This is a genomic window from Thioclava sp. PTB-PU3-1 (assembly GCF_055666785.1).
The window spans coordinates 329,114-343,671 of record NZ_JBVNVL010000003.1; the positions used below are offsets into that span (position 1 = coordinate 329,114).

The window sequence follows — 14,558 nt, forward strand, 5'->3', positions numbered from 1 at the left end:
CAAGGGCGCGCGATACGCGCTCGAACGCGTTGCGTCAATCCTTTTTGGCGGTGCGGCGCGTCTCAGGCAGGACGTATTCCACGATCTCGGTGCGCTGCAGGAACCGGAAATTATCGTCGGAAATCATCGTCAGACGGATCGCGCCGCTGTCGTCGCGCCAGACCGCGAGGCCTTCGAGATTGTCGTGACGCCCGGCGCCGGTTTCCAGAAGAACCTCGCCGCCCGAGATCGAGTCGCCGTTGATGTCGAAGACCTGAACGCGCGTCCGAAAGCCCAGTAGCCCCCAGAAGTCGCGCTCCAGCAGGTAGAAGCGGCCATCGGGGCCGAAATCCGCACCGACCGGCAGCCAGTTCTCGGAGCGCGGGATGGCGAAGGGTTGATCCCATTTCCCGTCGCGATAGCGCCAGACCGGGTAGGGCCTGTCTTTCGCGCCCGAGCGTTCGGGCATCGTGTAGAGCGTGCCCTGATCGTCGATCGCCAGCGCCTCGAGCGAGGAGTTGTTCTGCATCTTCGCAAAGGCATCCGGGCGCGGCAGCAATTCGGCCGGACCGCCATCGGTCGGGAAATGCGACACCCGCGCCAGACCCTCGAAGGAGATATAGACAGAGCCGTCCGGGGCCAGCGCCAAGCCTTCGCTGTCACCCAGATGACGGGTCAGCGCCGCGCCTTTGGAGCTGTGAAGCCAGTTCGGCCCTTGTGTGACCCTCACGTCCTTGATCTGGCCGGCTGCGTTGCGATCGAGATGCCCGCGCCAGATGGTCGTGCGGTCCGACTGGGTGACGAAATCGCCTCCGTCCGGCCCCAGCTCAAGCCCTGAAAACCCGCCGAAGACGAACACGCCCGGCATGGTCCAGTGATAGCTTTGCAGGAATTGCGCGCGAGGATGCGGCCCGGCGGGCGCGAGCCCTCCGAGAATGGCCAGCCCCGCACCTGCAATCAGCGCGAGGTAAGAACGGCGCGGCATTGGTTGGGCAGGTCCGACATGACGTAGGTTTTGGCGTTTTTCTTCGGCGGCCCTTTCGGCTTGGGCTTGGCCGCAGTCTTCGGCGGGTTGAGATAATCGGTTACCCACCAGTTCAGCGTGTCGTCACAGCCATCGCCGCCCTTCGACAGCTGCGCCACGGTCGGTTTCTGCGTCTCGCAATAGCGCGCACCGGGCGGGCATTTCAGGCGGACGTGGAAATGCGTGTTGTGGCCGTACATCGGGCGGATCTTCTGCAGCCATGCGCGATCGTTGCGCGGCACCGTGTTGCACATCGCGATCTTCACGGCGGCGGCCACGAAGATACGGTCGACGCGCGGATCGGCAGCGGCGTGGCGCATCAGCGCGAGATGCTGCGGCGTCCAGTTGGAATTGGTGTGGCGCTGATCGGCGGTGCGCACCGAGATCGAGGAGATTTTCTCCCGCTGGGCTCGGCTGAGATTCAGGTTCGTCGCGGGCAGCATCCAGATATCGGCATCCAGTCCGATCTGGTGGCTCGCATGGCCGCCGGTCATCGGGCCGCCGCGCGGCTGGGAAATGTCACCGATATAGAGACCGTTCCAGCCCGGCAGCGACGCGGCGTAGCGCGACAGATCCTGCAGGTAGGTCAGCATCGCGGGCTGGCCCCAGTTACGGTTGCGCGACAGGCGCATCGCCTGCCATGTCGGGCCGCTCTCGGGCATGCGCTGGAGGCCTGCGGCGCAGCCACGCGAGTAAAACCCGATGGCCGAAGGCGCCTGCGCCGAAGCGCTCGCCTTGGAGCCGAAAAGTTGGCGGGCGAGCGGTTCGGCGAATGTGGGCGCAGAAATAAGGCTGAAAGAAAGAGCGGCGACGAGAAATTTCGCGATCATGATGAGGGGGGTCCTTCGGGCGCAGGGTCTCCGTGACTTCTCACGAATCCTAGCAGGACCAGCCCCAAAAGCAAAAGAACGATGATCGGTGTGATGCCCGTCGACTGATTTCCGCTTATCTGCGTCGTGATCCCGATGGCGAGCGGCGCGATGAAGGCCGTGGCCTTGCCCGAAAGCGCGTAGAGGCCGAAATGCTCGGTGATCTTTTCCGGGTCGGCCTGACGCACCATCATCGTCCGCGAGGCCGATTGCAGCGCGCCGCCGCAGGCCCCGATCATCCCGCCCAGCACCATGAAGGCGATGTCGGGGAGTTTGCTGTCGGGGGTGACGGCCATGCCGAAGACGCTTTCGCGCGAGATCATCACGATGCCGATCACGACCAGCGTCAGGATCACAAGCGAGGTGATGATGACCGTGCGCGGCCCCCAGCGGTCATCGGCCTTGCCGCCGAGCCATGCGAAGGTCGCCCCGGTGATCGTGCCGAGGATGCCGAACAGGCCGATCAGCGTGATCGACCAGTTCAACACGCCCGCCGCATAGAGCCCGCCGAAGGTGTAGATGCCGTTGAGCGCGTCGCGGTAGAACATCGAGCTGAGCAGGAACGAGGTCAGCGAGCGCCGGCGCGGCAGCGCCTTCAGCGTCGCGCGCAGTTCGGGCCAAGCGCCGCGCAGCGCCGTGCCGATGGGCAATGCGTCGGGTTTGCCCGGCTCGCGCACCCAGAAGAAGAAGGGGATCATGAAGACCGCGTACCAGATCGCGGTGAGCGGCCCGACCGCGCGGGTATCCTCGCGCGTGGCGACGTCGAGACCGAAGAGGGGGTCGATCCCGAGCATGGTTTTCCCGGTCGTCGGGCTCGCCTGCAGTAGCAGAAGCATGATGAACAGCGTGATCATCCCGCCGATATAGCCGAACGCCCAGCCCGAGCCGGAGATGCGCCCGATCTCTTCGCGGGGCCCGAGGTCAGGCAGGATCGCATTGGTGAAGGTGGTCGCGAATTCCATGCCGATCATGCCGATGGCGAAGCTGATCATGATCGCCATCAGCTTGAAATCGCCCGGCACCGCATACCACAGGCCCCATGCGCCCAGCACATACATCACCGAGAAGACCCAGATGAACGGCATCCGCCGTCCCGAGCGGTCCGCGACCGCACCGAGGAAGGGCGAGCCGAGCGCGATCAGGATCCCGGCGATGCCGACGCCATAGCCCCAGACGGTCTGCGCCGCCGTGCCCGAGCCCATCAGGTCTTTCACGAAGGGAGCGAAGATGAAGGTGACGAGCAGCGTGTTATAGGGTTGGCTCGCCCAGTCGAAGAACCACCAGCCCCAGATGCGTTTCTTCGCCGTGATCATGTCGCCCTCTCCCCGCCGCGCCAGTAATTGCGGCGATCAAGCCCGAAAAGGGACGATCTGGCAAGGGTTTCGACGGGTTAGGCAGGCCGCGCTGGCGGCAGTGTTACATCTGCGGCGGCCAGGGGCGCTTGTGGTCGGCCTCGGCCCAGGCGGTCACGAATTCGGGAAGCGGCGGCGAGGTCGCATCCTGCCCCATCTCGGCGAGAACCTGCGCGGGCGGGATCATACCTTTCTTGGAGGTCACCGCCCCGCGGATCAGCACATGCGAAGTGCACTCGCCGTCCTTCGTGAACATCGCATGTTCGAGCCAGATCCAGCGATCGTCCCAGCCGAGGCAACGCGAGCGCATCTCGAATTTCTGGAAGGCCTGCACCCGGCGGCGATACCGCGTGGTGTTACCGGCGACCACGATGCCCCATTTGTTGCGCTTGAGCGCGCCCCAGAGCCCGGTGCGGATCGCGAGCGGAATCCGCCCCAGATCAAAAAGCGTCAGCGTGCGCCCGTTGTTGAGCTCCATCCACAGGTCGATGTCCCACGGCCAGCAGATATGCTGGCTGACATGGGTGCCCGTGATCGGCAACGACGGGGCGTTGCGGAACTTCACGATCTCTTTGGCCATGCGGATAACGGGATACATGCGCCAAGAGGTGCTGCGCCGCAGCGGGGCGGTCAAGAGAGACGTTACGGAAAATGCGCGCCAGCCTGCGGTTGCAATGGGGCTGCGCCTCGCTTACCTGTCTTTGCGATCCAAAGCGGAGGTTTCGATGGTCACGCTCTTTCAGGCCCTGGTGCTGATCCTGAACGTCATCTGGTTCGTCATGATCGCCCATATCATTATGAGCTGGCTTATCAATTTTCAGGTGCTGAACCTGCGCCAACCCTTGGTGGCGCAAATCTGGTTCGGTCTGAATAACCTGCTGGAGCCGATCTACGGGCGCATCCGGCGCTTCCTGCCCGACACGGGCGGGCTCGATCTGGCGCCGCTGGTGGCCTTCATCATCCTGATCATCATCCGTCAGGCGCTGTTCAACAACGCGGCCTTCTTCTACGGCAACAGCTTCTGATGCCAGCGGCTGCGGCAGCCGAGGCACCCGCAGAGCTACTGGCGCGGGTCTGGGGGTTCGACGCCTTCCGGCCCGGTCAGGAAGAGATCGTGCGCGCGGTGATCGACGGCCGGAACGTGCTGGCGATCATGCCGACGGGTGGCGGGAAATCCCTGTGTTATCAGTTGCCTGCGCTGGCGCGCGAGGGCGTGACGGTGGTGATTTCGCCGCTGATCGCCCTGATGCGCGATCAGGTCCGCGCGCTGCGGCAGGCGGGTGTCGAGGCGGGCGCGCTGACCTCGGGCAATACCGAGGAGGAGACCGAAGAGGTCTTCACCGCGATCGACGAAGGGCGGCTGAAGCTTCTCTACATGGCGCCGGAACGTCTGGCCTCGGGCGGGGCGCAGCATCTGCTCAAACGCGCTGGCGTCAGCCTGATCGCGGTGGACGAGGCGCATTGCGTCAGCCAGTGGGGCCATGATTTCCGCCCCGACTACCTGCGTATCGGTGAGCTGCGCCGCAGCCTTGGCGTGCCGCTCGCGGCCTTCACCGCGACCGCCGACGAAGAAACCCGGACCGAGATCGTCACGCGCCTGTTCGACGGGCAGCCTCCCGAGAGCTTCCTGCGCGGCTTCGACCGGCCGAATATTCATCTGGCGTTCTCGCCCAAGGATCAGCCGCGCCAACAGATTCTGCGCTTCGCCTCGGCGCGCAAAGGGCAGTCGGGCATCGTCTATTGCGGCACGAGGGCGAAGACCGAGGCTCTGGCCAAGGCGCTGAGCGAGGCCGGGCATCTGGCCTGTCACTATCACGGCGGGATGGAGGCCGATGACCGCCGCGCCGTGGAGACCCGTTTTCAGCAGGAAGACGGGCTGATCGTGGTGGCGACGGTGGCCTTCGGGATGGGCGTCGACAAGCCCGATATCCGCTGGGTCGCCCATGCCGATCTGCCCAAAAGCATCGAGGCTTACTATCAGGAGATCGGCCGCGCCGGTCGCGATGGCGCTGCCGCCGAGACGCTAACGCTTTACGGGCCCGACGACATCAAGCTGCGCCGGAGCCAGATCGACGAAGGGCTCGCCCCGCCCGAGCGCAAGGAGGCCGATCACGGACGTCTGAACGCGCTGCTGGGTCTGGCCGAGGCGACCGAATGCCGCCGGGTGAAACTGCTGCGTTATTTCGGCGAAGAGGCCGCGCCCTGTGGCCATTGCGATCTGTGCGATACGCCGCCCGAGCTGTTCGACGGGACCGAGGCCGTGCGCAAGGCGCTGTCGGCTGCGCTGCGCTCGGAAGAGCGGTTCGGCGCGGGGCATCTGATCGAGATTCTGCTGGGCTCGCAGACCGACAAGATCAAGCAATGGGGCCATGACAAGCTGCCGACCTACGGGGTCGGGCGCGATCTGAGCCGCCCGCAATGGCAGGCGGTGTTCCGGCAGATGATGGGGCATGACCTGATCCGCCCCGACGCGGCGCGGCACGGCGCGCTGGTGATGACCCAGACCGCCCATCCGATCCTGCGCGGCGAGCAGTCGATCACCCTGCGCCGCGATCTGGTGGCGAAGGCGAAGACCAAGCATGTCGTGCGGACGCTGGTGAGCGACGACGACGCGCCGCTTCTCTCGGCGCTGAAGGCGAAGCGGCGCGCGCTGGCCGAGGCGCAGGGCGTGCCCGCCTATGTCGTTTTCACCGACCGCACCCTGATCGAGATGGCCGAGAAACGCCCCGGAACGCTCGACGAGATGGCCGGGATCAGCGGTGTCGGTGCGAAGAAGCTGGAAAGCTACGGCACCGAGTTTCTGGAGGTGATCGCGGGCGCGGTGGAAGAGATGCACCCGCTGCGCCGCAAGCTGGCAGGCTCGACCGAGGGGGAGATTTACGACCGTCTGGCCGACGCGCAGCGAAATCTCGAACGCGGCGCGGACGGCTATGATCGCCCGCTCTCCTGTTCGGCCTCGACGATCCGCAAGATCGCCGAGACGAAGCCGCGCTCGCGCGATGACCTCGCCCGGATTTCGAACCTGCCCGAGGCGAAGCTCGACCGCTTTGCCGAGGCGTTTCTGGCGGTGCTGGCCGACTACCGCTAAACAAGTTGGTCGATCGCGGGGGGGCGCGCATCTGCGGGGCGGTCCGACAGGATGCGTTCAGTAATCTCACGCTTTTTCAGTGGTTTGGTCAGGTAGTGGTCGATCCCGGCGGCAAGGATGCCCTCGCTGTCGCCCTCCATCGCATGGGCGGTAAGCGCGCAGATCGGCACGTGGTCGGCCCCTTCCGCGGCCCGGATTTTGCGCGCCGCCTCGCGCCCGTCCATGCCGGGCATCGAGATGTCCATGAAGATCAGATCGGGTTGGAAGCTGCGCCACAGCGCGACCGCCTCGTGGCCGTTATTGGCGAAGCGCAGATCGATATCGAGATCTTTCACCATCTTGGAAAAGACCAGCTGATTGGTGCGGTTATCCTCGGCGGCGAGAACGCGCATCGCGCGCCGCTCGGTCAGCTCTGGTGGCGGGCCGGGGGGCGGCGGATCAGGCGTGGCCTCGGCCGCCCGCGACAGGTCCTGCAATGCACAGAACAGTTCCGAGCGCAGCACCGGTTTTTGCAGGCAGCCGGTGATACCCTCGGCCATCGCGGTCTTCGCAGCCTCGGGATCGGAGCTGAGCAGCAGGATCGGCACGTCGCCCCCATCCGCCCGCAGCCTCTGCGCCAGCGCGACCCCGTCGAGCGCGGGCATTTGGTGATCGGTCAGGATCACGTCGAAGGCGCTGCCATCCTCGATCACCTGCAACGCCTCCTCGCCGGAGCGGCAAAGCGTCACCTCCAGCCCGTAGGTCTGCAACTGCCGCTCCAGAATGACGCGATTGACCAGAAGATCGTCGACCACCAGCGCCGCGCGCAGCGTGATCGGCGGGGAGGGGGCGTCGATCGGCTCGACCGGTTCGGCGCGGGGCAGTACGATCTTCAGGCCGAAACACGAGCCTTCGCCAAGCGCGCTGTCCACCCAGACCTCGCCGCCCATCAGCTCCACCAGTTGGCGGGTGATCGCGAGGCCGAGGCCTGTGCCTTCGAATTTTCGATTGGTCTCGGCCTCGACCTGATTGAACTCGCCGAAGACGTGATCGAGCAGCTCGGGCGCGATGCCGATGCCGGTGTCTTCGACGGTGATGTGCAGCTCGTAATGACCGGCCTCGCGTTCGACCCCCACGACGCGGGCAAGGACGTGACCGGCATCGGTGAATTTCACCGCATTGCCCAGAAGGTTGGTCAGGATCTGCCGCATCCGCCCGGGATCGGCCTCGAACCGGGTGGGCAGGAACAGATCGTAATCCACCAGCAGCTTCACCTCGCGGTCCTTGGCGGAGGGCTGCAACAGCACCATTACCTCGTGCAGGCAGCGTTCGAGATCGAAGGGTTCGGGGTAAAGCCGCATCCGCTCCGCCTCGATCTTCGAGTAATCCAGCACGTCGTTGATGATGGTCAGAAGCGCCTCGCCCGAAGACCGGATGGTCTCGGCGAACAGGCGCTGTTCCTCGGTCAGATCGGTCTCGGCCAGCAGGTCTGCCATGCCCACGACACCGTTCATCGGCGTACGGATCTCGTGGCTCATATTGGCGAGGAAGGCGGATTTCGCGCGGTTCGCCGCCTCCGCCCGGTCGCGGGCCTCGCGCAGTTCGACCTCGCGCGCGACGGCGCCGGTGATGTCCTGCGCGAAGGTGACCAGATCGCCCTGCGCGCCCCATGTGTCGTTGAGCCGGAACCAGCGGCCATCCTGCGTGCGCAGCTCCATCGGGGGGATCTCGGTGCGGCGGATGCGTTCGCACATCTCGAAATGCCAATCGAGCGGGTCGCGCCCCTGCAGGTCGAAGAAGCCGCTTTCTGCCGCGATGCGCGTCACCTCGTCATAGGAGACGCCGGGACCGATCGCGATTTCCCCTTCGAAGAAGGCCAGAAACAGTTCGTTGGCGGCGACGAGGCGCAGGTCGCTGTCGAAGACCGCGAAGCCGTCCGAGATCGAATTGACCGCATGCCAGAGCCGCGCCTGCGCGATCTGGGCGAGCGAATTGGCCCGCTCGAGATCGTTGCGCACGCGGCTGTTCTCGCCCAGCAGGGTTTCGCGTTCGCTGAGCGCACGGGCGAGGCCCTCGCGCTGCTCCACCACCTGATCAGAGAGCATTCGCGCGTGCTGGGCCAGCTTCTGGTTGGCGGCGAAAAGCTCCTGGCGCTTCTGCTCCAACAGCTTTTCCGCCGCGAGCCGTCCGCGGCGTTCCTGTGCCAGTTTCTCTGCGATCGCCTTGTGCATGGACGCGGCAAAGCCCCCCGTATGGTCCGGGAGGCAGAGTTGCAGTGCTGCGTGAAAGGCGGGTTAACCGCGATGAGGGGCGGGCGGGAAAATCCCTAAATTGCTATGGATTGCCCGCTCGCTTGACCCTCAAAGACCGGGTCTCAGAGACGCTCGATCGACAGCGCGATGCCTTGGCCGCCACCGATGCACATGGTGACGAGGCCGTGCTTGCCGCCGGTGCGCTCCAGCGCGTGCAGCGCCTTCACGATCAGGATCGCGCCGGTCGCGCCGACCGGGTGACCGAGCGCGATCGCTCCGCCATCGGGGTTCACCTTCGACGCATCCAGCCCCAGCTCGCGCGAGACGGCCAGCGCCTGCGAGGCGAAGGCTTCGTTGCTCTCGATCCAGTCGAAATCGGAGGCCTGCATGCCGGTCTTTTCCAGCAGCGCGCGCACGGCGGGGATCGGGCCAAGGCCCATCACCTCGGGGCGCACGCCCGCGATGGCGTAGCCGGTGATCTTGGCGCGCGGGGTCAGACCCGCCTCTTTCGCGGCCTCTTCGCGGGCCAGAACCAGCGCCGCCGCACCGTCATTGATGCCCGAGGCGTTGCCCGCCGTGACCGAGCCGTCCTTCTGGAAGACCGGCTTGAGCGAGGCGAGCTTCTCGAGGCTCGTCTGTTTCGGGTGCTCGTCGGTGTCGAAGACGGTCGTGCCCTTGCGCGTGGTGATCTCGACGGGGGCGATCTCTTCCTTGAAGTGACCCTCGGAGATCGCTTTCGCCGCGCGCTCCTGGCTTTCCATCGCGAAGGCGTCCTGCTCTTCGCGCGAGATCGAACACTCGGCGGCCACGTTCTCGGCGGTCACGCCCATATGGCCGGTGCCGAAGGGGCACGACAGCGCGCCGGTCATCATGTCGAGCATCTTCGCGTCGCCCATCTTCTGACCGAAGCGCGCGGCGGGCAGGATATAGGGCGATTTGCTCATCACCTCAGCGCCGCCGGCCAGGGCGAAATCGGCATCGCCCATCATCAGCATCTGCGCCGCCGAGATGACCGCCTGCACGCCGGAGCCGCAAAGGCGGTTCACGTTCATCGCGGGCGTGCCGACCGGGACGCCTGCATTCACCGCCGCCACGCGGCTGAGATACATATCGCGCGGTTCGGTGTTGATGATATGGCCGAAGACCACCTGACCGATCTTGTCCGCCGAGACGCCCGCCCGCGAGATCGCCTCTTTCGAGACATGGGTGGCGAGGTCGATCGGCGCGAAGCCGGACAGCGTGCCGCCGAACGTGCCGATAGGCGTGCGGGCGCCGGAGAGAATGACGATACCGGTCATGGGTAGCCTCCAATGTTTGGGTCGGCGCGAGGGTAGCGAATGGGCTGAACCCGCGCCAGCAGGGCCAAGCGGTTATGACGAGACGTCATTTGGCCGGGCGGTGGGTTGAAACTCTCGGCCAAGGGGACACATTCTAGAAAACGAATATGACTAGGAGGCCGACATGACTGCCAACCCGATCGTCAAAGGGTTCTGGGATAAACCCACCGGAAGCTGGCAATACGTCTTTCACGACCCCGATACGATGAAGGGGGCCGTGGTCGATCCGGTCTGGGATTATGACCATCAGGCGGGTGCCACGACGCTGGGCAACGCCGAGAAAATCCTCGATTACGTCAAGGCCGAGGGGATCGACGTGGAGTGGGTGCTCGATACGCATCCCCATGCCGACCACTTTTCTTCCGCCGTCTGGCTGGCCGAGAAACTGGGCGCGAAGCGCGGCATCGGCGAGCGCGTGCGCAAGGTGCAAAGCCTCTGGGCCGAGATCTACAACACGCCCGAGCTGCCGCAGGACGGGCGGCAATGGGATCACCTGTTCGCCGAGGGCGAGACGTTCAGGATCGGCAATCTCGATGTGAAGGTGATGCTGTCGACCGGGCACACGCTGGCCTCGATCACCTATGTCGTGGGCGATGCGGCCTTCGTGCATGATACGCTGATGCAGCCCGAAAGCGGCACGAGCCGGGCGGATTTCCCGGGCGGCTCTGCGGCCGAGCTGTGGGATTCGATCCGGGCGATCCTCGATCTGCCCGCCGAGACGCGGCTGTTCATCGGGCACGACTATCCCGGCGAGGGCAAGGAGCCGCAGACTGGCGCGACCGTGGCCGATCACCGCAAGCGCAACAAGCACGTCAAGGACGGCATCACCCGCGAGGAGTACATCAAGACGCGTGAAGAGCGCGATGCGACCCTGCCGCTGCCGAAGCTGATGCTGGCTGCGTTGCAGGTGAATATCCGCGGCGGGCGCAAGCCCGAGGCCGAGGGGGACGGGCGGTCCTACCTGAAAATCCCGCTCGACTATTTCGAGCCGCGGTAACGCTCAGCCGCGCGGCAGCTCCGCCCGGCCTTCGGGCGTCAGAAGCCACGCGTCGCGGCCTTCGATGACTGCTGTCGAGAGCGGGTGGCCATAGCCCGCACCGGAATCGAGATTGAGGCGGTTTCCGTAATGGGTGGCCGCCTTGATATTTGTATGGCCATGCACGATCAGCGCCCCGTGGTCGCGTGGATCGGTCAGGAAGGGTTTGCGGATCCACAGGAGGTCATCCTCCACCTGATCCTCCATAGCCACGCCGGGGCGAATACCCGCATGAACGAAGATCGCCTCGCCGCGGGGGAAATAGGCGGGCTGTCCCGCGAGCCAGTCGCGATGGGCCTGCGGGATGGCGGAAAGTTCCTTCGCGACCTCGTCGAGGGGGCGGGTGAACGCGTCGGAGATGCCGTAGCTTTCCAGCGTCGCCTCGCCGCCGACGCGCGGATTGAGATAGGAGACCTCCGCGCTCAGGATCGGATCTTCGGTATAGGGATCGTCGAGGAAACCGAGGAACATCCGGTCGTGATTGCCGCGCAGCACGATCCAGTTCTCGCCGTTTTGCTGACCTTTCATCAGGTAGTCGATCACTCCGGCAGAATCCGGCCCGCGATCGACCAGATCGCCGACATGCACGATCGGGGCCTCTGTTTCGCCGCAGGCCGCGCGATCCGCTGCGATCAGCTCATGCGCGTGCTTGAGCTTGTCGAGATGTCCGTGAATGTCGCCGATCGCATAGGTGCGCATGCCTGTCCCTTCCAATGAAAAGGCCCCCCGCGCGCGGCGGAGGGCCCGGATTCAACCGTTCAGCTAGATCAGCCGAGGACGAATTCCAGCGGTTTGACCTGCTTGAAGCCACCCGAGGTTTTCAGCGCGTCGACCACGTCCTGGCCGACGGCCTCGTCGACATAGGCGATCGCGATCGCTTCGCCGCCCTGCTTCGAACGACCCAGAGTGAAGTTCGCGAGGTTCACGCCCTTCTCGCCGAGGATCGTGCCGAGTTTGCCGATGATGCCGGGCACGTCGTCATTGGTGGTGTAGAGCATGTGCTCGCCCACTTCGGCGTCGATGTTGATGCCCTTGATCTGGATGAAGCGCGGCTTGCCATCCGAGAACACGGTGCCCGCGATCGAGCGTTCCTTGCTTTCCGAGACGACGGTGACCTTGATGTAGCCCTCGAAGATACCGGTCTGGTCCTGAGAGGTGGTCGAGATCTGGATGCCGCGCTCTTTCGCGATGACCGGGGCGGAGACCATGTTCACGTCCGGCTGGCTGGCTTTCAGGATGCCCGAAACCACGGCGGCGTCGAGCGCCTTGAGGTTCATCTCGGACGCCACACCGTCGAAGGTGATGTTGATCGCCTTGATCGCATCCTCGGTCATCTGACCGATGAAGCCGCCGAGGTGCTGGGCGAGTTTCACCCACGGGCCCATGACTTTCGCCTCTTCGGCGGTCATCGAGGGCATGTTGAGCGCATTCTCGACCGCACCGTCCAGCAGGTAGTTCGACATCTGCTCTGCGACTTGCAGGGCGACGTTTTCCTGCGCTTCGGTGGTCGAGGCGCCGAGGTGCGGCGTGCAGACCACGTTCGGCAGGCCGAAGAGGACGTTATCCGTCGCCGGTTCCTCGGCGAAGACGTCGAAGGCCGCGCCCGCGACATGGCCCGACTTGATGAGATCGGCCAGCGCCTGCTCGTCTACCAGACCGCCACGCGCACAGTTAATGATACGCACACCGGGCTTGGTTTTCTGCAGGTTCTCTTTCGAGAGGATGTTGCGGGTCGAATCCGTCAGCGGCACGTGCAGCGTGATGAAATCGGCGCGGCGCAGCAGCTCGTCCAGCTCGACCTTCTCGACGCCCATGTTGGCCGCCTTCTCTTCGCTCAGGAAGGGGTCATAGGCCACGACCTTCATCTTCAGGCCGCGCGCGCGGTCGCAGACGATGCCACCGATATTGCCCGCACCGATCACGCCGAGGGTCTTGGCGGTCAGTTCGACCCCCATGAATTTCGACTTCTCCCATTTGCCGGCCTGCGTCGAGGCATCGGCTTCGGGGATCTGGCGCGCGACCGCGAACATCATCGCGATGGCGTGCTCGGCGGTGGTGATCATGTTGCCGAAGGGCGTGTTCATCACGATCACGCCTTTCTTGCTCGAGGCTTCCTTGTCGACATTGTCGGTGCCGATACCGGCGCGGCCGACGACTTTCAGGTTGGTCGCGCTTTCGAGCAGTTTCGCCGTGACCTTGGTGGCCGAGCGGATGGCGAGACCGTCATACTTGCCGATCACCTCGGCGAGCTTTTCCTTGTCCTTGCCGAGCGAGGGTTCGAAATCGACCTCGATGCCACGGTCGCGGAAGATCTGGACGGCGGTTTCCGAGAGCTTGTCGGAGACGAGAACCTTGGGGGCCATGTCTGGGCTCCTTGAATTTTCAGAATATCGGGAAAGGACGGGCCCGGAGGCCCGCCAATCTGTTACGGATCACGCGTGCGCGGCGATCTCGGCCTCGAAGGCGTATTCGACCCAAGGCATCAGCGCCTCGACATCCGCCGTCTCGACGGTGGAGCCGCACCAGATGCGCAGGCCCGCCGGGGCGTCGCGATAGGCGCCGAGATCGAGGCCCACGCCTTCGGCCTCAAGCCGCTTCGCGACGGCTTTGGCGAAGGCTGCGCCGTCCTTGATGCGATCGTCGGTGAACTTCACGCAGACCGAGGTGGTCGATGCGGTCGCCGGATCATTGGCGAGGTTCGCGATCCACGGCTTCGCGGCGCAGAAATCCCAGACGACTTTCGCGTTGGCATCGGCGCGGTCGATCAGGCCTTTCAGCCCGCCCACCGATTTCGCCCAGTTCAGCGACACGAGGTAATCTTCGACGCAGAGCATCGAGGGGGTGTTGATCGTCTCGCCCTTGAAGATGCCTTCGTTCAGCTTGCCGCCCTTGGTCATGCGGAAGATTTTCGGCAGCGGCCAGGCGGGGGTGTAGTTTTCCAGACGCTCGACAGCGCGGGGCGACAGGATCAGCACGCCGTGACCGCCTTCGCCGCCCAGCACTTTCTGCCAGGAGAAGGTGGTGACATCGAGCTTGTCCCACGGCAGGTCCATCGCGAAAGCGGCCGAGGTGGCGTCGCAGATGGTCAGGCCTTCACGGTCCGCCGGGATCGCATCGCCATTGGGAACGCGCACGCCCGAGGTGGTGCCGTTCCACGTGAAAACCACGTCGGTGTTGAAGTCGATGGTGGAGAAATCGACGATATCGCCATAGTCGGCGGTCTTTGTCTCGGCCTCGATCTTGAGCTGCTTGACCACGTCGGTCACCCAGCCCGCGCCAAAGCTTTCCCAAGCGACCATCGTCGCCTTGCGCTCGCCCAACAGCGACCACATCGCCATTTCGACGGCGCCGGTGTCGGAGGCGGGGACGATCCCGATGCGGTAATCGGCGGGCACGCCCAGAATTTCGCGGGTGGTGTCGATCGCCTCTTTCAGCTTCGCCTTGCCGATAGCGGCACGGTGCGAACGGCCCAGCGGCGCGTCATTGAGCATGTCGAGGGAGAAACCGGGGATCTTCGTGCAGGGGCCCGAAGAAAAACGCGGGTTTGCCGGCCGCGTAGCCGGAGCTTGAATAGCCATTGCTGGTATCCTTCCAGATATATGCCCTTCGTTGGGGAAGGGTGTCCCGCCGCCGCAGATACGC

The 14,558-nt window shown here is 64.8% G+C and carries 12 protein-coding genes; 3 read left to right on the plus strand and 9 right to left on the minus strand.

The genetic code is table 11. The features are described from left to right. Window positions 1-34: 34 nt before the first annotated feature. The 4 genes from ACZ7GB_RS11355 to ACZ7GB_RS11370 form a co-directional block, all read right to left on the minus strand. Window positions 35-964 (minus strand): esterase-like activity of phytase family protein, encoded by a 930-nt coding sequence (locus ACZ7GB_RS11355; protein WP_472158743.1) that lies wholly within the window; start codon window positions 962-964, stop codon window positions 35-37. Continuing rightward, window positions 937-1,833: a penicillin-insensitive murein endopeptidase gene (mepA, locus tag ACZ7GB_RS11360; protein ID WP_078541653.1), complete on the minus strand. Its 897-nt coding sequence runs from the start codon at window positions 1,831-1,833 to the stop codon at window positions 937-939. The genes ACZ7GB_RS11355 and mepA overlap by 28 nt, the downstream gene beginning before the upstream one ends. Next, window positions 1,830-3,185 carry an MFS transporter gene (locus tag ACZ7GB_RS11365; protein ID WP_472158745.1) on the minus strand — a complete coding sequence of 452 codons (1,356 nt, stop codon included), beginning with the start codon at window positions 3,183-3,185 and terminating at the stop codon, window positions 1,830-1,832. The genes mepA and ACZ7GB_RS11365 overlap by 4 nt, the downstream gene beginning before the upstream one ends. Window positions 3,186-3,288: 103 nt before the next feature. Then, window positions 3,289-3,822, minus strand: coding sequence for an acyl-CoA thioesterase (locus ACZ7GB_RS11370; RefSeq protein ID WP_472158746.1), 534 nt, complete (start codon window positions 3,820-3,822; stop codon window positions 3,289-3,291). Window positions 3,823-3,949: 127 nt separating this feature from the next. Here ACZ7GB_RS11370 and ACZ7GB_RS11375 point away from each other — a divergent pair, with 127 nt between their 5' ends. Together ACZ7GB_RS11375 and recQ are read left to right on the plus strand one after the other, a co-directional pair. Then, window positions 3,950-4,249: a YggT family protein gene (locus ACZ7GB_RS11375; RefSeq protein ID WP_075775346.1), complete on the plus strand. Its 300-nt coding sequence runs from the start codon at window positions 3,950-3,952 to the stop codon at window positions 4,247-4,249. Beyond that, window positions 4,249-6,312 carry a DNA helicase RecQ gene (gene recQ / locus ACZ7GB_RS11380; RefSeq protein WP_472158748.1) on the plus strand — a complete coding sequence of 688 codons (2,064 nt, stop codon included), beginning with the start codon at window positions 4,249-4,251 and terminating at the stop codon, window positions 6,310-6,312. The genes ACZ7GB_RS11375 and recQ overlap by 1 nt, the downstream gene beginning before the upstream one ends. Here the strand turns inward: recQ and ACZ7GB_RS11385 are convergent. Both ACZ7GB_RS11385 and ACZ7GB_RS11390 read right to left on the minus strand, forming a co-directional pair. Then, window positions 6,309-8,522: a response regulator gene (locus ACZ7GB_RS11385; RefSeq protein ID WP_472158749.1), complete on the minus strand. Its 2,214-nt coding sequence runs from the start codon at window positions 8,520-8,522 to the stop codon at window positions 6,309-6,311. The genes recQ and ACZ7GB_RS11385 overlap by 4 nt on opposite strands. A gap of 143 nt (window positions 8,523-8,665) precedes the next feature. Next, window positions 8,666-9,841, minus strand: coding sequence for an acetyl-CoA C-acyltransferase family protein (locus ACZ7GB_RS11390; RefSeq protein ID WP_472158751.1), 1,176 nt, complete (start codon window positions 9,839-9,841; stop codon window positions 8,666-8,668). Between the two features lie 163 nt (window positions 9,842-10,004). Between ACZ7GB_RS11390 and ACZ7GB_RS11395 the strand changes: the two genes are divergently transcribed. Then, window positions 10,005-10,877: an MBL fold metallo-hydrolase gene (locus ACZ7GB_RS11395; protein WP_078550876.1), complete on the plus strand. Its 873-nt coding sequence runs from the start codon at window positions 10,005-10,007 to the stop codon at window positions 10,875-10,877. Between the two features lie 3 nt (window positions 10,878-10,880). Here the strand turns inward: ACZ7GB_RS11395 and ACZ7GB_RS11400 are convergent, their stop codons facing one another. The 3 genes from ACZ7GB_RS11400 to ACZ7GB_RS11410 all read right to left on the minus strand — a co-directional run bounded on the left by ACZ7GB_RS11400 (window position 10,881) and on the right by ACZ7GB_RS11410 (window position 14,494). Then, the gene (locus ACZ7GB_RS11400; protein ID WP_472158752.1) at window positions 10,881-11,615 is read right to left on the minus strand and encodes a metallophosphoesterase family protein; all 735 of its coding nucleotides are present in this window, start codon (window positions 11,613-11,615) and stop codon (window positions 10,881-10,883) included. Window positions 11,616-11,683: 68 nt separating this feature from the next. Then, window positions 11,684-13,279 carry a phosphoglycerate dehydrogenase gene (serA, locus tag ACZ7GB_RS11405; RefSeq protein WP_078522305.1) on the minus strand — a complete coding sequence of 532 codons (1,596 nt, stop codon included), beginning with the start codon at window positions 13,277-13,279 and terminating at the stop codon, window positions 11,684-11,686. Between the two features lie 69 nt (window positions 13,280-13,348). Then, window positions 13,349-14,494: a phosphoserine transaminase gene (locus tag ACZ7GB_RS11410; protein WP_472158754.1), complete on the minus strand. Its 1,146-nt coding sequence runs from the start codon at window positions 14,492-14,494 to the stop codon at window positions 13,349-13,351. Window positions 14,495-14,558: the final 64 nt, after the last annotated feature.